General features: G+C 26.5%; 23 protein-coding genes and 1 tRNA gene. 8 read left to right on the top strand and 16 right to left on the bottom strand.

All coding sequences use genetic code 11. The features are described from left to right. Nucleotides 1-14: 14 nt before the first annotated feature. Together nadA and CLV39_RS08185 are read right to left on the bottom strand one after the other, a co-directional pair. The gene (gene nadA / locus CLV39_RS08180; protein WP_121923751.1) at nucleotides 15-947 is read right to left on the bottom strand and encodes a quinolinate synthase NadA; all 933 of its coding nucleotides are present in this window, start codon (nucleotides 945-947) and stop codon (nucleotides 15-17) included. Between the two features lie 97 nt (nucleotides 948-1,044). Next, nucleotides 1,045-1,587, bottom strand: coding sequence for a DUF996 domain-containing protein (locus CLV39_RS08185; protein ID WP_170145629.1), 543 nt, complete (start codon nucleotides 1,585-1,587; stop codon nucleotides 1,045-1,047). A gap of 351 nt (nucleotides 1,588-1,938) precedes the next feature. On the opposite strand from CLV39_RS08185, the gene CLV39_RS08190 reads away from it, so the two are divergent. Both CLV39_RS08190 and CLV39_RS08195 read left to right on the top strand, forming a co-directional pair. Further along, nucleotides 1,939-3,678: an NADH-quinone oxidoreductase subunit D gene (locus tag CLV39_RS08190; protein WP_121923753.1), complete on the top strand. Its 1,740-nt coding sequence runs from the start codon at nucleotides 1,939-1,941 to the stop codon at nucleotides 3,676-3,678. A gap of 12 nt (nucleotides 3,679-3,690) precedes the next feature. After that, nucleotides 3,691-4,413, top strand: a complete 723-nt coding sequence (locus CLV39_RS08195) for a NuoI/complex I 23 kDa subunit family protein (RefSeq protein WP_121923754.1) — start codon at nucleotides 3,691-3,693, stop codon at nucleotides 4,411-4,413. A 14-nt stretch (nucleotides 4,414-4,427) separates the two neighbouring features. Here the strand turns inward: CLV39_RS08195 and CLV39_RS08625 are convergent, their stop codons facing one another. Next, on the bottom strand, nucleotides 4,428-4,580 hold the full coding sequence (locus CLV39_RS08625; RefSeq protein WP_170145630.1) for a hypothetical protein: 153 nt from the start codon (nucleotides 4,578-4,580) through the stop codon (nucleotides 4,428-4,430). A 104-nt stretch (nucleotides 4,581-4,684) separates the two neighbouring features. Here CLV39_RS08625 and CLV39_RS08200 point away from each other — a divergent pair, with 104 nt between their 5' ends. Continuing rightward, nucleotides 4,685-5,869, top strand: coding sequence for a murein transglycosylase domain-containing protein (locus CLV39_RS08200; protein WP_121923755.1), 1,185 nt, complete (start codon nucleotides 4,685-4,687; stop codon nucleotides 5,867-5,869). A gap of 129 nt (nucleotides 5,870-5,998) precedes the next feature. Here CLV39_RS08200 and CLV39_RS08205 read toward each other — a convergent pair. Beyond that, nucleotides 5,999-6,089, bottom strand: a tRNA-Ser gene (locus tag CLV39_RS08205). A gap of 190 nt (nucleotides 6,090-6,279) precedes the next feature. On the opposite strand from CLV39_RS08205, the gene CLV39_RS08210 reads away from it, so the two are divergent. Further along, the gene (locus CLV39_RS08210; RefSeq protein WP_121923756.1) at nucleotides 6,280-6,711 is read left to right on the top strand and encodes a DUF2267 domain-containing protein; all 432 of its coding nucleotides are present in this window, start codon (nucleotides 6,280-6,282) and stop codon (nucleotides 6,709-6,711) included. A 76-nt stretch (nucleotides 6,712-6,787) separates the two neighbouring features. Beyond that, entirely contained in the window at nucleotides 6,788-7,477 is a 690-nt protein-coding gene (locus CLV39_RS08215) for a YggS family pyridoxal phosphate-dependent enzyme (protein ID WP_121923757.1), read from the top strand. A gap of 9 nt (nucleotides 7,478-7,486) precedes the next feature. On the opposite strand, the gene CLV39_RS08220 is transcribed toward CLV39_RS08215, so the two are convergent. Genes CLV39_RS08220 through CLV39_RS08250 form a run of 7 tightly spaced genes read right to left on the bottom strand, consistent with a single transcriptional unit; the run spans nucleotide 7,487 to nucleotide 14,162 of the window. Beyond that, entirely contained in the window at nucleotides 7,487-8,068 is a 582-nt protein-coding gene (locus CLV39_RS08220; protein WP_121923758.1) for a DUF502 domain-containing protein, read from the bottom strand. Between the two features lie 3 nt (nucleotides 8,069-8,071). After that, entirely contained in the window at nucleotides 8,072-8,923 is an 852-nt protein-coding gene (locus tag CLV39_RS08225) for an SDH family Clp fold serine proteinase (RefSeq protein WP_121923759.1), read from the bottom strand. A 22-nt stretch (nucleotides 8,924-8,945) separates the two neighbouring features. Then, nucleotides 8,946-9,632: a dUTP diphosphatase gene (locus CLV39_RS08230; protein WP_121923760.1), complete on the bottom strand. Its 687-nt coding sequence runs from the start codon at nucleotides 9,630-9,632 to the stop codon at nucleotides 8,946-8,948. Nucleotides 9,633-9,638: 6 nt separating this feature from the next. After that, complete coding sequence (locus CLV39_RS08235; RefSeq protein ID WP_121923761.1) at nucleotides 9,639-9,977, bottom strand: iron-sulfur cluster assembly scaffold protein; 339 nt, start codon at nucleotides 9,975-9,977, stop codon at nucleotides 9,639-9,641. A gap of 28 nt (nucleotides 9,978-10,005) precedes the next feature. Then, complete coding sequence (locus tag CLV39_RS08240) at nucleotides 10,006-11,142, bottom strand: glycosyltransferase family 4 protein (RefSeq protein WP_121923762.1); 1,137 nt, start codon at nucleotides 11,140-11,142, stop codon at nucleotides 10,006-10,008. After that, the gene (locus CLV39_RS08245) at nucleotides 11,135-13,450 is read right to left on the bottom strand and encodes a glycosyltransferase (protein ID WP_121923763.1); all 2,316 of its coding nucleotides are present in this window, start codon (nucleotides 13,448-13,450) and stop codon (nucleotides 11,135-11,137) included. The genes CLV39_RS08240 and CLV39_RS08245 overlap by 8 nt, the downstream gene beginning before the upstream one ends. After that, on the bottom strand, nucleotides 13,407-14,162 hold the full coding sequence (locus CLV39_RS08250) for a polysaccharide deacetylase family protein (RefSeq protein WP_121923764.1): 756 nt from the start codon (nucleotides 14,160-14,162) through the stop codon (nucleotides 13,407-13,409). Before CLV39_RS08250 ends, CLV39_RS08245 begins: the two co-directional genes overlap by 44 nt. A gap of 338 nt (nucleotides 14,163-14,500) precedes the next feature. Between CLV39_RS08250 and CLV39_RS08260 the strand changes: the two genes are divergently transcribed. Genes CLV39_RS08260 through CLV39_RS08270 form a run of 3 tightly spaced genes read left to right on the top strand, consistent with a single transcriptional unit; the run spans nucleotide 14,501 to nucleotide 16,630 of the window. Continuing rightward, nucleotides 14,501-15,193 carry a tetratricopeptide repeat protein gene (locus CLV39_RS08260; RefSeq protein WP_121923766.1) on the top strand — a complete coding sequence of 231 codons (693 nt, stop codon included), beginning with the start codon at nucleotides 14,501-14,503 and terminating at the stop codon, nucleotides 15,191-15,193. Next, nucleotides 15,180-15,875: an isoprenyl transferase gene (locus tag CLV39_RS08265; protein ID WP_121923767.1), complete on the top strand. Its 696-nt coding sequence runs from the start codon at nucleotides 15,180-15,182 to the stop codon at nucleotides 15,873-15,875. Before CLV39_RS08260 ends, CLV39_RS08265 begins: the two co-directional genes overlap by 14 nt. After that, nucleotides 15,872-16,630 (top strand): phosphatidate cytidylyltransferase, encoded by a 759-nt coding sequence (locus tag CLV39_RS08270; protein ID WP_121923768.1) that lies wholly within the window; start codon nucleotides 15,872-15,874, stop codon nucleotides 16,628-16,630. Before CLV39_RS08265 ends, CLV39_RS08270 begins: the two co-directional genes overlap by 4 nt. On the opposite strand, the gene CLV39_RS08275 is transcribed toward CLV39_RS08270, so the two are convergent. The 5 genes from CLV39_RS08275 to CLV39_RS08630 all read right to left on the bottom strand — a co-directional run. Then, a complete protein-coding gene (locus tag CLV39_RS08275) occupies nucleotides 16,627-17,322 on the bottom strand; it encodes a Crp/Fnr family transcriptional regulator (RefSeq protein ID WP_170145631.1) in 696 nt (231 codons plus the stop codon). The two genes, CLV39_RS08270 and CLV39_RS08275, sit on opposite strands and share 4 nt — an antisense overlap. Next, entirely contained in the window at nucleotides 17,323-18,855 is a 1,533-nt protein-coding gene (locus CLV39_RS08280; protein ID WP_121923769.1) for an MlaD family protein, read from the bottom strand. It abuts the gene before it with no gap. After that, on the bottom strand, nucleotides 18,855-19,853 hold the full coding sequence (locus CLV39_RS08285; RefSeq protein WP_121923770.1) for a 3-dehydroquinate synthase II: 999 nt from the start codon (nucleotides 19,851-19,853) through the stop codon (nucleotides 18,855-18,857). The genes CLV39_RS08280 and CLV39_RS08285 overlap by 1 nt, the downstream gene beginning before the upstream one ends. A 50-nt stretch (nucleotides 19,854-19,903) precedes the next feature. Next, nucleotides 19,904-20,554: a class I SAM-dependent methyltransferase gene (locus CLV39_RS08290; RefSeq protein WP_121923771.1), complete on the bottom strand. Its 651-nt coding sequence runs from the start codon at nucleotides 20,552-20,554 to the stop codon at nucleotides 19,904-19,906. 98 nt (nucleotides 20,555-20,652) lie between these two features. Next, the coding region (locus CLV39_RS08630; protein ID WP_170145632.1) for a hypothetical protein at nucleotides 20,653-20,864 on the bottom strand (212 nt) is incomplete at its 5' end.

Genomic DNA, 20,864 nt, shown 5'->3' on the forward strand with positions numbered 1-20,864 from the left:
AGAAGATTGTTTCCTTACACAATATTTAGCATTCTTTCAAGAGGTTTTCTTGCTTTTTCCATTAATTCTTCATCTAAAATAATTTCATTATTTTCATTTTCAAGAACTTCTTTAATTTTGTCCAAGGTATTTTTCTTCATATCACAACAATGAACTGTTCCACAATAATCTGCATTTACAGGAAATATATAATTTTTGTTTGGATTTATTTTTTCAAGCTGATGTTTTAAACCAACTTCAGTTCCTATTATTACATTTTCTGAATCGCAAGTAGTTGCAAACTCTATAATCTGAGAAGTACTTCCAACAAAATCTGCAATTTTTACTGTCTCTGTATTACATTCAGGATGAACAGCTATTTTTGCATCTTTATATTTTTCTTTTAATTCTAAAAGTTGATCTGGAGTTAAATTGAAATGAGGAGGGCAAAAACCTTTCCATAAAATAAACTCTTTTTCTGGAATTTGTTTCGCTATATAAGAACCAAGAAACTGATCCGGAACAAAAATAATTTTATCTTCTTTTAAAGATCTAACAACTTTAACTGCATTTCTTGAAGTTACTATAATATCTGATACTGCTTTTACATCAACATTTGTATTAACATAAGATACTACTGCTGCATCTGGATGCTGTTTTTTTAGCTCTAAAACCCCTTTATATGTTGCCATATCTGCCATAGGACAACCACTTTCAGGGTTTGGATGTAAAACCTTCTTTCCTGGATTTAATATTTTGGCAGTTTCAGCCATAAATCTAACACCTGCAAATACTATAATATCTGCATCTGTTTGTTGAGCTTTTCTTGCAAGTTCTAAACTATCTCCAATAAAATCTGCTATATCTTGTATTTCTCCTCTTTGATAATAATGAGCTAATATTACTGCATTTTTTTCTTTTCTTAATTTATTTATATCATTTATAATAGTTTTCTCTGCTACAGCCATTTAAACCTCCTGAAAAATAAAACAATGTTTGATTTGGTTATGATAATATATATAATTATTTAGGAATTTTCAATAAAGTTAATAAAAAATTATATCATCAAGAGAGATTAGGGTTATAAACTTCCTTTATCCTAAAAAATCCAAAAACTGGTAAAAATAAACCCAATAATATTAGAAAAAGTCCAGAAAAAGATGTTAAATATAAAAATTTATTCAAAGATACGTCTTTGTCTAACTCAATTAACAAAAGTTCTCCAATTATAGTAATAAACAAAAAAACGCCTCCTAATAAATATAAATTTCCTGCTATTTTAAATAAGTTTTGATTGGTTAATTGAAATATAATTAATAAAGATCTTCTATAAAAATAAAATGAAATTAAGAAAATAATGAAACTAAGAAATAACATCGTTGTTAATATTTTATTCATTCCATAAAGTACTTGGTCAGATAATGCTGAACCTAAACCTAAAACTAAAAATACAAATAATAAAATTAATGCAATAATTAATGATAGGATAAAAGCCAGATAAGAAATTAGGAATTTTTTGAATACTGATTTTTGACAAATAACATCAGTTAAAATTTTTACTGCATAGATTACTAAAATATTCCCGATAATAAATATTAAAAAAAGCAATTTTTGGCCTATTAAATTATAAATTAATAAATTATATCCAAAAATATCAGATATAAATTTAAATAAAAATTTTAATATAGGAAATTTAAATAAAAATTTTAATATAGGAAAAATAAAAATTGAAAAAACAATCAATAATTGGCCTATTCCACCATATATTTTTATTTTTTTTATATCTTCTATCATTTTAATACCAAAAAATATACTAACTATAATTAAATATATTTAGTTTTTATAATAAAAACAACTAAAAATATCTGATTCTTTTTTTAAAGCAATATTGATAAATTGTAGTAAAATATATAAAATTTATAACAATGTTTGATTAAATATATGTAGGTGGAGTATAGTATGTCTTGGATAACTGAAGAAAAAGCAAATGGTTTAAAAGAAAAATTTAATTTTGTACAGGTTAATAACTCTAATGGATATGTTTCAGTAGAAGTTCCTAAGGAAAATCTTATTGAATTTTTAAAATTTTTAAAGGAAAGTCCTGATTATTCTTTTAAAATGTTTATAGACCTTACAATAATAGATCATGGAGAAAAAGAAGATCCAAGGTTTCAAGGAGTAGTAATACTTTATTCTCCTGAACATAAAGAAAGAATAATAGTAAAAAGCTGGGCTACAGATGAATCTCTTCCTACTTTGACAACTTTATGGTCAGGAGCTAAATGGGCAGAAAGAGAAGCTTGGGATATGTTTGGTATTAAATTTGAAGGCCATGAAAATCTTGTAAGAATGTTTATGTGGGAAAGTTATCCATATCATCCTTTAAGAAAGGATTTTCCTATAAGAGGATATGAAGATGTTGAACTTCCTTCTTTAAATGAAAAAGAAAGAGGTGAAAATTTAGAAGGACTTTTTAACTATTCAAGAATGCATACTGCACTTCCTACTTTAGAAGATTTAGAAGAAACTCAAAAAGCAAGAATGCCAGAAAAAAAATCTCAAATAGTTTTAAACTGGGGACCATTACATCCAGGAACTCACGGAACAATATGGTTTTTATTTGATCTTGATGGAGAATATGTAAGGCAATGTGATATTATCATTGGCCAGCTTCATAGAGGGGTTGAAAAGATAGCTGAAAATATTGGATATCAACAATTTATACCTTATACAGACAGAATGGATTATATAGCTGCTATAAATGAAAATCATGCTTATGTTGTAGCAGCAGAAAAACTACTTGGAATTCATGAAAAGGTACCTCCTAAGGCAAAATGGATTAGAACTATGATGGCTGAGCTTTCCAGAATAAATTCTCATTTACTTTGGCTTGGTACTTATGCACTTGATCTTGGTGCTTTAACTATGTTCCTTTATACTTTTAGAGAAAGAGAAAAAATAATGGATATTTTAGAAGGTATAACAGGAGCAAGATTTACAATAAATTATTTTAGAATAGGTGGAGTTTTTGCAGATTTACCAGCAGGTGCATTAGAAGCTATAGAACATTTCTTAAAAGATTTTGAAGAAAGGGTAGATGATTATGAAAATCTACTTACAAGAAATAGAATTTGGCTAAAAAGAAATAAAGATGTTTGTATTATTACAGAAGAAGATGTATATGACTACGGTCTTACAGGTGCTGTAGCAAGAGCTTCAGGAGTACCTTATGATATTAGAAAAATAGATGAATATGATATGTATGGAGAAGTTGATTTTGATATTCCTATTGGCGAAGTAGGAGATAGTTATGATAGATATCTTGTAAGAATGGAAGAAATGAGGCAAAGTGCAAAAATAATAAGACAATGTATTGATAAATTAAGAAATGAATTTACTCCTGATGACCCTTACTTTTTAGAACCAGAAGATCCAAAAAAATTAAAGCTTTCAATAGATGGAAGAGGTTTAAAACTTCCTGCAGGTGAAGTTTATGCTTCTACAGATAATCCAAGAGGAGAACTTGGATTTTATATATTCAATAAAAAGGCAGCTATTAAGCCACATAGAGTAAGAATAAGATCTGGAGCATTTTATAACTTACAAGTATTTACAAAAGCAATTATAGGAAGACCAATTGCAGATGCTATTACACTTTTATCAACAATAGATCCTGTTGTTGGTGAAACAGATAGATAAGGAGGTTAAAAAATGGGTATAAAAAAAGTAGGTTTAAATAGAAATATAAAACCTCAAAGTTTAGTAGAAAAACTATTCTTTTTAGATTTTATGAAAGGTTTAAAAACTACTATAAAGCATTTATTTAGAAAAACTATTACTGTTGATTTTCCATATGAAGTTACCACTCCTACAATTAGGTTTAGAGGAGTTCATGGTCTTAGAAATGTAGATGGTACTGAATCAGAAGATTTTAATAGCTGGGTGAAAAAGTTAAAAATAAAACCACCTGAAGTAGGTGAAACAAGATGTATTGCTTGTAAATTCTGCCAAGCAGCATGCCCTGTACCAGAACTTTTTACAATTAAAGCTAAAAAATTAGATGTACCTGAAGATCATCCTCATCATGGTTTAAAAGTTTTAGATGTTTTTGATATGGATTTATCTAAATGTATGTTCTGTGGTCTTTGTACTCAAGCATGCCCTACAGATTGTATTATTCATACAGATGTATATGATCTTTCTTCTTATACAAGAAAAAGCTGGGTATTAAATAAAGAAGAACTTTCAAGAATTGCAGATGATTTTATAGCAAGAAGAGGAAAAGAAAAATTTGATGAAAAATCAAACTGGAGAGATGATCAAAAAGTATGGCCTGAATATGATACTCCAAGAGCTAAAGCTTGGGATGGATGGATTCCTTCTTATCAATCAAATTACAATTCATCAAATATAAAAACTGAAGTTTCAGAATAAATTAAGAGGGAGGTTTATCCTCCTTCTTCTTCAACATAAACAGAAATAATAGTATTATCTGGATAAAGTTTGTCTATCAATTTTTCAAACTTATTTTCAAAAATATTCAAAGCAAATACTAAAAATAAAGTTATAATTATAATTGAAATGAATTTTATATTTCTCATAGTACTAATATTTTTCGGCTTAATTAAAGAAATATTTAATAAAAAATTTATTACATTTCTATATCTAAATAAAAGGTAGATAAGTTTTTAATCAGGAGGGAAAAATGAAGATTTTAATCTTTTTACTTTTATTACTGATATCTATTTATTCTTATGGAAAAGAAGAAAAATTTCAAAATTATATGAAAGAATTTCAAGAATATGAAAATAAAGAGATTAGAGATTATAAAGCATATTATGAACAGATAATGAAAGAGTTTGAAGAATACAAAAAAATTGTCAATGAAGAATTTGAAAATTATAAAAAAGAAATATCAAAATATTGGGAAGATACAGAAATTTCTACTAAAACAAAATGGGTAGAGTATTCAAATAACTATAAAATAAAAAAGGTTGTAGATTTTGAAAATGGTGAGATAAGAATAGAAATTATAGATAAAAATAAACCTTCAAATGAAAAGATAAAAAATTTACTTAAAGATTTAATTACAGAAGATACTAATAGAGCATTTAAGAATGATAAATTATCTCAAAATATAGAAAAGAAGCTGCTTGAGAAAGTTAAACATATAAAAACTGCCAAAGTAGATAAGAAACCTATTTTGATGGATGTAATTGTCCAAAAAGAAAATCCAGAACCTAAGGATATTTCAAAAGCAATTGAAAATCTTATACAGAAAGGTGAACTTTATAAAAAACCTTCTAAATTTGGAGGAGAAAAAGTATATTTTTTTAAAATTAAACTTTTACCAAAAATATTTTTAATAAAAATTAAAGAATATAAACCTACTGTTAGTAAATATTCAAAAAAATATAGATTAAGAGAATCTCTTATCTTTGCTATTATACATACAGAAAGTGCTTTTAATCCTTTAGCTAAATCTCCAGCACCGGCTTATGGGCTTATGCAGATTGTACCTCAGACTGCAGGGAAAGATGCAACAAAAATTATATATGGAAAGCCTGTTTTACTTGCACCATCTTATCTTTACAATTCTGAAAAAAATATAATGGTTGGGACAACATATTTATATTTACTTTATTATAAATATTTAAGTGATATAAAAAATCCTTTAAGCAGGCTTTATTGTACAATAGCTGCATACAATACAGGAGCTGGAAATGTTGCAAGAGCTTTTATAGGAACAACAAATATAAAAAAAGCAATTCATATAATAAACAAAATGACTCCTTCTGAAGTTTATAATACATTAGAAAAAAATCTTCCTTATGAAGAAACTAAACAGTATTTAAATAAAGTTGCTATTAGAATAAAAATTTATGAGTAAATGATTCTTTTATAATTAGCTCTGACATTTTTAGTGTAAAAATATAGTATAAAATATCATTATATGGTAGAAAATTTTAAATTCTAATTTTTTGTGATTTTTTTTAAAGGCTTGATATTTCTTAATTTATGGCGGAGGGAGAGGGATTCGAACCCCCGGAGGGCTGTTAACCCTCAAGTGATTTCAAATCACCCGCCTTCGTCCACTCGGCCATCCCTCCAAGAAAGGAATATATATTATAATCATTTAAAATAAGTTTTTCAAGTTGAATTAAACTTTAAATAGATAATGAGTTTAAGATTTTCAACTACTTAATCTTACAAAATTAAGTGAAAACACTTGAAAATTTTTATATAGGTCTTATATTTAAAAATAGAAAAAATAACTAATAAATAAAGGAGGGTTAGAAAATGTCATTTGCACCTATTGAAAGAACTGTTCAAAAAACTTACTCTTGGTTAAAAGATATTGAAGAAGAATTAGGAACAGATAATAGACATCGTGCTTATCATGCTCTTCGCTCTGTACTTCATCATTTAAGAGATAGACTCACTGTTGAAGAATCAGCTGATTTTGCTGCTGAATTGCCAACACTAATTAGGGGAATTTACTATGAAGGTTGGCAACCATCTAAGGTACCAATGAAAATTAGAAGTAAAGAAGAATTTTTAGAATTAATTAAACAAGATTTTGTAAAAGAGGGAGAAGAAGTTAATCCAGAAGAAATTGTTAAAGCGGTATTTAATGTAATTAAAAGAAGAATCGCTGATGGTGAAATTAAAGATATTCTTAGTGAACTTCCAAAACATATTAGGGAAATTTTTGAACAAGAAATTTGCTAATAAAAGAGGGGATAATTCCCCTCCATCTCCTTTTTAGGTATAATAAAAGATAAAATTTTCTCCAAAAGAGAGTTTTATGTCTATTAAAGAAAATATAAAACAAATTTTAGAAATTGCTGAAAAATCTGCAAAAAAATCTGGAAGAAATTTAAAAGATATTATTATCTTAGGGGCTTCTAAAACCCAGCCTATAGAAAAGATTATAGATGCTTATAACGCAGGTTTAAGATATTTTGGTGAAAATAGAGTTCAAGAAGGAATAAATAAAATTGAAGCATTAAAAAATTATAAAGATATTCATTGGCATTTAATAGGAGGACTTCAGACTAATAAAGCTAAATATGCCGTTAAATATTTTGAATTAATTCATTCCTTAGATAGAAAAAGTTTAGCTGATGAACTGGATAAAAGAGCTAAAAAAATAAATAAAATACAAGATGTTTTAATTGAAGTAAATATAGGGAAAGAAGAATCAAAATATGGAGTAAAGCCAGAAGATCTAAATTCTCTTGTGGAATATACCTTAAAAAAAGAAAATTTAAATCTTTTAGGTTTAATGTGTATTCCACCATATTCAGAAAATAAAGAAGATTCAAGACCTTATTTTGCAAGGCTTAGAGATTTAAAAGAGGATATAGAAAAAGAGTTTAATATACAACTTCCACATCTTTCTATGGGAATGTCCAATGATTTTGATATTGCAATAGAAGAAGGCGCAACAATTGTTAGAATCGGAACAAGACTTTTTGGAGAAAGAAATTATTAAAAGAAATTATTAAAGGTAATTTATCTTATTTTTCATTACTAAACCACCTGAAAGAATTACTTTCATAGCTTCATCTACAGATATATCTACATGAATTACTTCTTCTTCAGGAACAAAGATTGTATAACCTGAAGTTGGGTTAGGTGCAGTAGGAACATATACTACATAATAATTTTTATTATTAATTTCAATCTCATTAGCAACAAAAGCAATAGACAATGTATTTTCTCTTGGAAATTCAACTAAAACAGTTTTTTTAAATTTATCTTTATTAGATATTAAAGATTCCATAGTTTGTTTTGTTGCAGAATAAATAGCTCTAACAAGTGGAATTTTACTTAGAACTTTATCCCACCATTCAAAAAATTTTTTACCAAAATAATTTTGAGCAAGAATACCTGTAGCTAATACTAATAGTAAGGTTGTTAGTATTCCTAATCCAGGTATATCTGGGATAGGAATAAATACTCTTATGTAAGGTAAAACTAAGTTGTTTACAAAAGTAAGTAATGTAATAACTACCCATAGGGTAATACCTATAGGTAGTAACACAAATAATCCTGTTAAAAAATAATCTCTTAATTTTTTCATAATTTAATGTCCATTAGAAGTATTTCCAGGTTTTTGGTATGGTACTGGAATATATTGAACTGATTGAGGTCCTGAAGGTTGAGGATAGAGCTCCATTAAAGCATAAACCTCATCAGGTACTTCTGTTGATACTTTAAGTCCAAGTTCTTTAGCCCTTTCTACTGTAATAGGAAAGTCATGAGTATATTTTCCTTGAGTTAGTTCTTCTGCTACTTTTTTAGCTACTTCTTCCGAATATCCTTTCTTTTTAAGTAAAGATACAACATTATCATACATCTGCTTTAAAGCTTTTTCACTTACATCTATTTTTACCCAAGTAGCATCATCTATTTCATTTGGATCTTTTATTTCTTTTATCTTAACTATGGAAGCTGCTGGCTCTTGTCCAAGTTGTGGATCTACAGGACCAAGAACAGCATGTTCATCCATTATTATCTCATCTGCTGCGAATGCTATTAAAGTTCCTCCAGACATTGCATAGTGAGGAATTATTACTCTAACAGGTGCTTGGTGATCTGCTAGGGCATTTGCTATTTGAGTAGCTGCTAAAGCAAGTCCTCCAGGGGTATGAATTATAAAATCTATTGGCATGTTTTTTGGTGTTAACCTTATTGCTCTTAAAACCTGTTCAGAATCTTCTATAGTAATAAATCTCATCATAAAAAATCCAAGAAATGAACGGGTTTCCTGTCTATGAATCATTGTAATTACACGAGATTTTCTTTTTTCTTCAATAGCTCTTATAAGCCTTTCTCTGCTCCACTCTAAAGTCTGAGATTTAAGCATTGGTAGTATTAATAAAAGTATAAAAATAAACCAAAAGAGCTGACTTATAAAAATTCCATAGGAATCCATTATTTACTCCTTTAATTTGTGTTTAGCTTTTTGCTAAACTTTCAAAAGTATCTCTTATTTTTTTCTCAAGGTCTTCTTTATTTTCTACTTGTTTAACAATATCAAATAAATATTTATTATCTTCTATACCATTAATCATCTTTTGATAATTACCATCTTTATACCCTGTTTCTTGTCTAATATGATTAAGAATATTTTTACCTATGTAAAGTAAATACAATTCTTTAAAAGATAAACTATTTTTAACAAGAAGACCAAAGAAAAATAACCCTTCATAAGGATTATCCTTTAAAAAACCTTCTGCTACTCTTTCTGCTAAAAATATTATTTTTTTATTATTATCTGTTTCTCCAAGATAATGATTTATATATTCTCCCTTTATATCTAAGTTTTGAAAATCTTCATCATATCCTTTTTGGAAATGTTTTATATATTCAGTTTCAACTATTTCTTCAATATTATCAAAATCAAGTAATATATAAGATAATATAAAATGCCATATATCCACTACTTCTATTTTTACATTATCCATATCTGCTTCTTGTTTTTTCCACCACTTCCAAGGAAGACTATCTACAAGCTCTGCACATTCTAACCAGATAGCTCTTGTAAAATCTTCTTTTGTTCTTTCTTTTTTCCAGTTTTCATTTATCTTTTTATTTAGATTATCTTGTAATGAAAACATATCTATAAGTTCTTTTTTAAACATTGATAATTATACTCCTACGGCTTTTTTTACAATATTTAATCTGTTTTGCATCTTTTCTTTTTCCTTTTCTTCTTTAAAAGATTCTAAAATTTCTTCATCATTAATTATTATTTTATCTACTGGTTGTCCTTTTAGTTTTTCACATACTAAATCTGCAATAGCCATTAATTTTTTACATCTTTTTGATGAATTAAATTTTGCATCTTCTATTTTTCCATCTTTTTCTTTGATAAAACATGAAACTTTATGAATCCCTTCTTTTGCTTCTCCTACGAGTTTATAACCAGAAGGAATAGTTTCAACAAAATTATTTAAACCTTTTTTATGATATTCAGAAACTTTCATAAAAACCCTCTATTTATATTGTATTTAGTTATATTTTAACATTAATTAATAATTGATTGTAAATTTCAAGTAATTTATTAAAAGTTTTTTCCCATGAAAAATAATTTCTTGTAAAGATTGATATTTCTTTTCTAATATTTTCAGTAATGTAATATTTAGACGCATTTTCAATCATTTTTATAAACTCATCTTTTGAATCTACTAAAAGCTCTTTTTTATAAACTACTTCAGGTAAAGAACCTAATTTATAAGCTATAACAGGAAGACCACAAGCTTGAGCTTCTACAACACTTAAACCAAAAGTTTCTATTTTTGAAGTTGTTATATATATATCAGATAAAGATAAAATCTGTGCAAGTTGTTTTTTATTTTGTAAATATCCAAAATATGTAAAATTAAACTTTATCTTTTTAAATAATTTCTTTTTTTTATTTCCTGATCCTACTATTATTAAGTGGTATTTATTATGATCTAAATTGTTATAAATATCAGCAAGTTCTAAAATATCTTTATCTTGAGTCAATCTTCCTACATAAATTAATATGATTTTATCTTTTGGAATATTATATTTAGCCCTTAATGTAGTTTCTTTTTTTCTATAAAAGAAAGTAGTTCTATCTACTCCTAAATAAACTGTAGTTGTATTTTCTATACCAATTTTATTTATATAATTTTCTATATACTTAGAAGGAGTAATAACAATATCAAAATCACTATATTCTTTTTTTATTATTTTTTCAGAAATTAAACTAGATGATTTCTTTAATTGCTTTAGTTTTAGTATTGAAGATAAACTTCCTTCAATATTTGAATGGAAAAATCCTACAGTCCTATAACCAAAAAAATCTTTTTTCTCATTTATCCATGATGGTAAAAAATAAGGAGAACCTACTTCTACAATATCTGGTTCTTCTTTTTCAATTATTTCAAATATTTTAGCTTTGTTTAATAATAACCTATAGTATTTAGAAAAAGGAAGAGGTGGTGATTTTACAAAATAATATTTTGCATTATTTATGTTTTTTATATAATCCTCTTTATCAGGAACAATCAAAGAATGATTTATTCCTTTTTTAAAGAGGTATTTAGATTTTTCTAATAGATATGTTTTTATCCCTCCACTTTTTTTACTATAAAAATGAGTAATATCTAAAACTTTAAGCAAAAACCATCTCCCTTTTCTTTATAAGTCCTAAAGAAAATTTATCTATCATTTCCATAAGAAGTTTTTCATAATCTAAGTTCTTAGATAGATTTATAGCATTTTTTCTAAGATTCATATATAAATATTTATTAGTTAATAAGTTGTTAATTAAGTTAATATACTCTTTTATATTATTATCTTTTACTATAAATCCATTTATTCCTTGAATAACATTTTCACAAGCTGCACCTTTATCTGAAACTAAAACAGGAAGCCCACAAGCTAAAGCTTCTAAAACTACATTTCCGAATGTTTCTGTAGTACTTGGAAATACAAATAAATAAGAGGATGCATAAGCTATAGCAAGTTCCTCTTTATCAAAAAATCCTGTAAATATTATATTTTTTGCTTTTCCTTCTATCTCTTTTCTATAAGGACCATCTCCTACAATAGCAAATTTCACATCTTTATTATCCTCAAACTCTTTAGCTATATTTACAAAAACATCTAAATCCTTCTCTTTCGCTACTCTACCTGCATATAAAATAATTTTTTCTCCATTATAAGTAGGATCATATTTCTTCCAGAACATCTCATCTTTTTTTTCAGGGTTAAATATATTTAGATCTACACCTCTTTTAAATACTAAAATTTTAGAAGGTTCAACTCCTTTCTCTATTAATTTTTTCTTATTATAGTTTGATGGAGAAAGCACTTTATCTGCATTATTGTAGAATAAAGATAAAAGTTTCCATGAATACATATAAGAAAAATGATCATTTGTATATTTTTTTACATACTCTGGAAAATCAGTATGATGAGTAGTTACAAAAGGAATTCCAAGTATTTTTGATATTACAAATCCATATAATCCTACTACCCCAGGAGTAGCACTATATATAACATCAAAATTCTCTTTTTCTACATAATCAAGAACTTCTAAAAAGTTAGGAATATTTATGTTTAGCTCTTTATATTCTGGGATAGGAAATGATATAAGAGGTTTAAAATTTTTTATAAAAGGATCATCTATATTAGAATCATAACTTGTTATAAAGTTTAGATTTAGATTTTCTTTTTTTGCAATTTCCATTATATTTTGATATGTTCTTGCAACTCCATTTATTTCAAATAATGTATCTGTAAAACATGCAACCTTTCCTTCATTATAATATTCATTAGTTAGTTTGTTATAAATTTCTTTAGATTTATTTTTTTCATTAGCTCTTTGCCAATAAGTTCCAATATAGAAAGAAATAGGTATAAAAGATAAAATACCCATTCCAAGATTTTGTGAGAATTTTTGTAAATCAAATTTTTTCATACTTTTTAAATTTTTTACTATATAAGGAAATAAACTATCTATAAAACTATAAATTCTTTTGTGAGGATCTTTTTTCACTTCTTCATAATTCTCACCAATTACAGATCTTATAAAATCTTCTACAGGATTAATACCTATTAAAGAATCTAAAAATGAGTAAGATTTCTTTTTTTCTAATCCTTTAGAAAATATTTCATCTCCTAAGTTTTTTAAATCCCCAATATTATATTTTCTTTTGCTTCCTTCATATGCTATTTTCATTACCATATGTGCAAGTCTTTTTGGAGAACCATGTAATCCTTGAGGAATTGTATTTCCTTTTTCTAAAGCTTTTTTTAAATCTTCAACAGTTTCCCCTTCTTCTACATATGTATAACCAAGACCTAAATCAAGTCCACCATGATCATCAGAACCACCAGAAAAAGATATAAAATCTCTTTTCCTTTTATAAAATCCATATTTATCAGCAAGTTTTAATATATCTTCTTTAGAATATCTTCTTGCTAAATTTACTGTTAATTTAGATGATAAATGAGATCTTGTTCCATTTAAAACTTCCCAATTATCAAAAAGAAGTAAAAATTTTTCAATATGTTCCGGTTTTAATTTTCCATCCATATCATACAATGGATGAGCAAGAATATGAGTAATATTGTTTTCTTGTAAATAATCTACAAGTTCATATATATTATGTCTTACATGTTGAATATCTTGATGTATTTTTTCATTTATATCAATAGCAATGACATGGACTTTGCAATTATCTTCAGGGAAATATGTTGTAATTTCTTCACTTATAAATGTATTAGGAAGATGAGCTATCTCTAAACAACCATCTATAGAATCATGATCTGTAATAGTAAAAAGAGTCATTCCTCTTTCTTTTAAAGTATTGTATAAATCTATAGGATCTGTATAACTCTCATTTATTCCTATTTTTTCTGAAAAATAACCAGCAGGTTTATTTGATGCTATTGAATGAAGATGTAGATCTACTTTTATCATAATTAATACCTCCTATTAATTCGCTAAAATGAGAACTTTCTCCCCAGTTTTGCATTTTTAAAATAAAAGTTTTTATTAGATTTAATTTTTTACTGCTATTTATATCACAAGGATGAATTGCAAGCCTTAAGAAATTGAGAAAACTTTTATAAAGTTTAAGTTGAACAGTAAAAGTTCTTACTGATATAGATTCAATAATACCTCTACAACTAAAAGATATTACAGGTGAAAAGATATATCTATTATTTATTAAATCATATATTCCATATCTAGTAGTTGTAAATTTAAAACCATATTTTTTTAAAAGCTTTATATTTTCTTTTTTTATAAGCCATGCAGGTGCTATATATCCTTCTGGATATAAATTTATAGAGTTTAAAAGTTTTAAACCTTCTCTTAATCTATTTTCAAACTCTTTTAGTGAGAGATTTAAAACCTCCCCCTCCCCTGATGTAAATAATCTATTTTTTATATTAAAGATGTTAACTTTATCTGCTTTATGGTAAAAACCATGAAGTATTATTTCTCTATTAGGTATTATATCCTTTAAATAATCTTTAATTTCTAAAATATCTTCTTTATTATGATACTTAGGAATTAATAAAAGAGATATTTTCTTTATTCCTAAATCTTCAAGAAAAAATATTATTTTAATAACATTTTCCATATTAGTTTTTGTAATATCATGGATTGATATATTAAATTTTTTCATATAGATATATTAATTATGTTTTATTAAGTTTTTATTAAGATTCTATTAAGTTTTTTTAATTTTTGAGAATATTAGATTTAAAGTTTATAATTATTACCTAAGCTAATTTTTAAAAGAGGGAAAAATTGAAACAAAAGTTAAAAAACCCCTTTACACTTATAATATTATTAATGATAGTTTCTTCTATTCCATTTTTAGCTTTATTTTTTGATAGACTTTTGTTAAAGCTTAGTTATTCTTCCCTTTTTTATATTGAAATTTTTGCTGCTATAATTTTTATATCAGCAGGATTTATTTTTTCTTATCTTTTTATAAAAAAATAATAGAGGTGGATTAACATGATTAAAAAAGCTGTTTTGTTTTCAAGTATTATATTTTTAACAACAAGTTGCGTCCAAGATAAAACTGTAATAACTTTACAAAATCAGATTATAGAGATAAAAAAAGAGGTTAAACAACTAAAAAAACATCAACTTCAATTAGAATCAAAAACAGATGATTTAGCAAATAAATTAGATGAAGTTTCTAATAAAGCTACAAAAAATGAATTAGAAATACAAAAATTAAAACTTTCTTATAAACCTCCTAAAAATCCACCTTTAGAAGGACAGGAAAAAGTAAAAACCCCTCAAAATTCTGAAGATATTTATGACAAAGCTTTAGACCTTTATTATGAAGGAAAATTAGAAGAAGCAAAAAAAGAACTTAAAAGATTTTTAAATACAAGTAGCAAAGATAGTAAATATTATGATAATGCATTATTTTGGCTTGGACAGATTTATTATACAGAAGGACAGTATGACAAAGCAATTAATACTTTTGAAAATTTAATAAATGAATGTGAAACTGGACAATTAAAAGATTGTAATAAAATTCCTGATACCTTATTAAAATTAGCTTATTCTTATCTAAAAATAGGGGAAAAAGAAAAAGCTATAAAATACTTAAAACAACTTTTAGATAAATATCCAGACAGTGATCAAGCTAAAATAGCAAAGAAAAAATTAGAGGTATTAGATGAATCTTTATAAAATACCTAATCATATAGCAATTATAATGGATGGGAATGGAAGATGGGCCAAAAGAAGAGGACTTCCAAGATATATAGGTCATAGGGAAGGAGCTAAAGCAGTAGAAAGGGTTATTGATTATGCATTAGAATTTGGCATTAAGTATTTAACACTTTTTGCATTTTCAACAGAAAACTGGGAAAGACCAAAAGAAGAAGTTGAAGCTATAATGTCTTTACTTATTGAGTATATAAATAAAAAAGTTCCTTACTTAATTGAAAGAGATATAAGACTTAGATTCGTAGGAAGAAGAGAAGATCTTCCAGATATGATTTTAAATACAGTTGAAGAAGGTGAAAGACTTACAAAAAATGGTAAAAAAATGCAGTTAGTGATAGCTTTAAACTATAGTGGGAGAGCAGAAATTGTAGATGCAGTAAATAAAGCTATAAAAGAAGGTAAAGAAATAACAGAAGAAGATTTCCCTAAATTTTTGTATCTTCCAGATTTACCTGATCCTGATTTATTGATAAGGACAAGTGGTGAGCAAAGAATATCTAACTTTTTACTTTGGCAGATAGCTTATTCTGAATTTTATTTTACAGAAGTACTTTGGCCAGATTTTGATAAAGAAGAGTTTTTAAAAGCTTTATATGAGTATCAAAATAGAGAAAGAAGATTTGGAAAGGTTTCAACTCAGTGAGTAATCTTATAAAAAGAGTTATATCTGCTATAGTTTTAGGTGCTATTGCTATTTTAGGTGTTTTATATTTAAATAAAATAATTTTTTTTATTATTGTATCTATTGTTTCAGCATTAGCTGGCTGGGAAATTGCAAACTTAATTTCTAAAAAAATAGGAAATATAAATAGTATCTTTTTTTCATTTATTGCTTTTATAAGTAGTTTGTCTTTATTTTTTATATCTCCTTTTTTATCTATATTAATCATTTTTATTTATGGATTTTATATTGCAAATAAATATTGGAATATTGATTTATTAGCTTATATAACTTTTGGATTAGTATATTCTTCTTTTTTTATATCTTCTTTAGGATTTTTATTTGAGATTGATAGATATATACTTTTTATCCTTTTTGCTACTGTATGGGCTGGAGATTCTTTGGCTTATTTTATTGGTAAAAATTTTGGTAAACATAAACTTGCCCCAAAACTTTCCCCTAAAAAAACTATAGAAGGTGCTATTGGAAGTACAGTTGGTTCTTTGTTTTTTGGTGGATTAACCGCTTATTACTTTAATCATTTAGAAGCAATAATTCCTATTTTTATTGGAGCTATATTAATGCAGATAGGGGATTTATTTGAAAGTTTTATAAAAAGACAGGTAGGTGTTAAAGATTCTTCAAATATAATCCCAGGACATGGAGGTATTCTTGATAGAATAGATGGCCTTATATTTGCAAGTGTTACTTTTTTAATTTTTTATCAGATTTATTAAAGGATTAAATCCTCAAGATAATCTACATCTAAAATCTCTATTTTTCCTCTTTCTGTATTAACTATACCTTCTTTTTTCCATTTACTAATTACTCTTATAGCTGTTTCTACTGTTGTTCCTGCCATTTCTGCAATATCTTGTCTTGTAATAGGTGCTTCTATTATTAAATGTCCATCTTTTTCTTTTCCTATTTTTTTAGATAAATCTAAAAGAAGACTTGCTATTCTTCCTTCTACTTTTTCTGCTGCTAAACTTTTTAGCCTTTCATAAGCTTCAAGTAATTTTTTAGATGCATCACATGTTATTTTTACTGCTATTGCTGGATATTTTGTTAAAAGTCTTAAAAAGTCAGTATTTGATATATGAAGAACCTTACTATCCACTAAAGCTTGAGCTGTATAAGTACTTTCTGGTTTTGACTCTCCAAGAACAAGCCACCCAAAAACTTCCTTTGGTGTAGCAAGTCTAAGAATAACTGTTTTTCCATCTGCAGTTTCTTTTGTTAATTTTATAATTCCATCTACTACTATATATATTCCCGGATTTTCATCTCCTTCAAAAAATATATAATCTCCTTTTTTATAATCTTCTTCATAGAAATATTTAGATATCTCTTTTATTTCTTCATCTTTTAATCCTTCAAATAAATAAATCTGTTTTAAAAACTCTATTTTATCCATTTGTTTCTCCATTTATGGTTTTGTTCCTCCTAAGGCTCCTAACATATATTTAAGATAATTATCTGTAAATTGAAGTCCACCACCTATATAAAATCCTCTATTTTTTTCAGCAATTAAATCAGAACCACCAAATTTAACAAAAAATGGTGTTTTACCGAATTTATAATATATACCAGCATCAAATTCAGGTTTATCTGTGCCATAAGTTTCATATTCTCTATTAAATTTATAAAGATCTGTTGTAATTCTGAAATTTTTAGTAAACCACCAATCTAAACCACCTGCTCCTGTATTTTCTTTTAAACCAGCTCTTACCCATAAATTACCATATTTTGTTTCCCATAATCTTCTTGCATACTGAATATCAAATAAAATACCATAATCTTTTTTTGTTTCACGTTTTGTGGTACCATTTTGAGTATATTCATTAATTTCACTAATAGAACCATTAGAGTTAGAAAGAAGTCCTACATAAATATATCTATCATTTTTAGGGAAAAGAGATACAGATATCCCTGCTTTATCATCTTTATTTCCAGTATGATGTTCTCCATACATAGATATTTCTAAGTTTGATTCATCTATAATTTTGAATGGTTTTGATATTGATTTAACACCTTCATTTACATTATTATATAAACTATCATCATTTACAAGTTTTCCTACTGTTCCTTTACCTTTATCTATTTTTGCAAGTATTTTATCTAGCTTTTCTGTTGCTTTTTTTATGTTTTCTAAGGATTTTCTTATATTATCTTTATTTTCTCCAAGTATATCTTTTGCTTCTTTTGAAGCTACATTCAGATTATCCATTGTTGTAGGTAATTTTTCTTTCAATGTTTTAGTTATTTCTCTTAAAGATGCAACAATATCTCTAATATCATTTTTATTATCTGATGTTATTTGATCAAGATTATCTGCTACTTTATCCATTTTTTCAATTAAAGAAGGTAATGTTTCTTTTAAAGATGCTGTTATCTGTTGAATATTATCAACTGTTTTCTTTATATTTTTTCTATTTTCTGCTACTAAATATTTTGTTTCAACTGCTAAACTATCTATATCTTCTATTAGTTTTTGAAGTCTCCCGTTTCCTATTGCTTGGTTAATATTATCTACAAGCTGTGAGACTTTATTGAATGCTTCATCTGTTGAACCATAAGTAGTTCCATACTGGATTATTCCGCCTTTTGATAAAACTCCATATTCAGGACTACCTGGTTCTATATAAATATATTTATCCCCCATAAGCCCAAGCATCTTTATATAAGCTTTTGCATTTTGATATAAAGTTATATCTTTCATAAAACCTATTTTTACTTTTACTTTATTACCTTCTATAGTAATATCATCTACTTTTCCAGCTTTTACACCTTTTACAACTACATCTGCCCCTTTTGAGAGGCCGCTAACATCATCAAAATATATATAATAATTAGCTACTGATTTACTAAATCCATTAGATTCAAAAGTAATTATTAAATATCCTGCTAAAACTGCTGTTAAAAGAACAAAAAGCCCTACTTTTATTGCTATAGTATTCATTATTTTTCTATTATAGTTTCTTCAACTTTCATTCCAAAGTGTCTGCCGGCTTCTTCTACATAGCCTAAAATCTCATCTCCAATTTTTAAATCTACAACAGAAACCAAAGAACCATCTGATTTAACTAATCTAATTGTTTCTGCATTTTGAAGGACTGCTGAAAGTTTTTTACCATTATATTCTGCTTCTACTAAAAGCATAGGTCTTCTTTCTATTTTTGATCTTCCTACATAAACAACTCTTCCATTTCCTTCAGTATCATAAACCATTACTTCACTTCCTGTTTTTAACTCACATAAATAAACTGTTTTTCCATTTGGAACTTTTGTATACATATGGACAGCTCCAGCATTTACTCTAAAAGGCCTTGATGCTACATATGGACTTTCTTCTGTTTCTGCATGAACAAAGATCATTCCTGCAGAAGAATTTCCAACAAGCATTCCTTCTCCTCTTTTTAAAAGAGAAGTAGTATCAACTGCTACTCTATCTCCCATTCCTACCGGTGTTATTGAAATAACTTTGGCTTTTACTAAATTAACTTTTTCTGTTTGCTGTTTTATTTCATTTGAAACTTTTTTAATTATATTAATATCATTTGTTTGTAAAACAACACCTTTTACACCTTTTTCAAGAATTGCTATTGCTGTAGCTGCTTCTTCTTCATTTTTTACTACAGAATATATATTATCTGATTGGGCTATAAGATTTTCTAAAGGGATTATAGTCCAGTCTGTAGTTTCCACTATTACTTTTTTCCCTGCTTTTGCTAATGATGCTGCCTTTTCTTCATCTTTTTTATTTTCTATTCTTATTAAAACAAAATCATCTGATAAATTTCCATCTTTGTCTATAGATATAAATTTTATTCTTCCAAGTTTTTTTGCATCTTCTAATTTTTCTTTTGGTACTATTATTGCATCTGCTCCACTTTCTATAGCAGTAGTAATTATTACTTTATTAAAATTTTTAGAGGCATCTACAATAAACTCTTTCATATGCTTTCCCCTTTTTATAGAATATTCTTAAATTATAATATCATATCTTTTTAAGATGATTTTTTGAAAATAACTATTATTGCTAATCCAAATAGATACTTCTTCTTATATATGCATTCAAAGTCATTTTTTTTAAATAACTCTTCAAGTTCCTCTATAGATTTAGCCCATTTTATACTATCTATAAAATAATCATACTCTTTTTTAGAAAATATTAATCTTCCAAAAGGTTTAAAAATTTTGTCAAATAAAAAAAGTAATAATTTATTTTTACTTAAATCTAAAATAGAGACATATCCATTTTTCTTTATTACTCTTTTTAGTTCTTGAGTAGTATTTTCTTGATTTAGATGTCTAAAAACAAGAGAGAAAAATATATTATCTATACTCTTATTTTTAAAAGGTAAATTTTCAGCATCTGCAATTAATAAATTTGCATTTGGTACCTTTTCTTTTGCTTTCAATAGCATATTTTTTGAAACATCTATTCCAATTAACAAACTATTATTATTTTTATCATTAATCTTTTTTAATATTTCACCAGTTCCAGTTCCAATATCAACAATATTTTCCCCAAGTGGTGTTTTTTCTATAAGATTGTTTTGAAGTTTATGTATATATCCAAAAGTAATAAAGTTTAAGAAGATATCATATGTTTTAGAAACAGAATCAAAAATTTTAGATGCTATATTTGTACTCATATTAACTCTCTAGTTTTTTACAACTGATATTAAAAATATAATAATTATTCCTAAAAAAAAGTTTAATTTTATTAGACTTAAAATTTTAGTTAAGTGAACTACTCCGCCCTTACGGACAGAGCTTCTGAGGGATTTTGACAGCTTAACGCTGTCCTTATCCCTCCTGGCAGGTTCACGCTGCCAACTACTCCTATCCCCTCATCAAGCAGGGATTCGGAGATACCTTTTAGTCTGTAAAGCCGCATCTTTACTACCTTCTTTAATCCTGTTATAAGGTCAAACCACTTTTTCTTAAACTTCCTTAAGATGT

Source organism: Hydrogenothermus marinus (genome assembly GCF_003688665.1).
GTDB classification, from domain to species: domain Bacteria; phylum Aquificota; class Aquificia; order Aquificales; family Hydrogenothermaceae; genus Hydrogenothermus; species Hydrogenothermus marinus.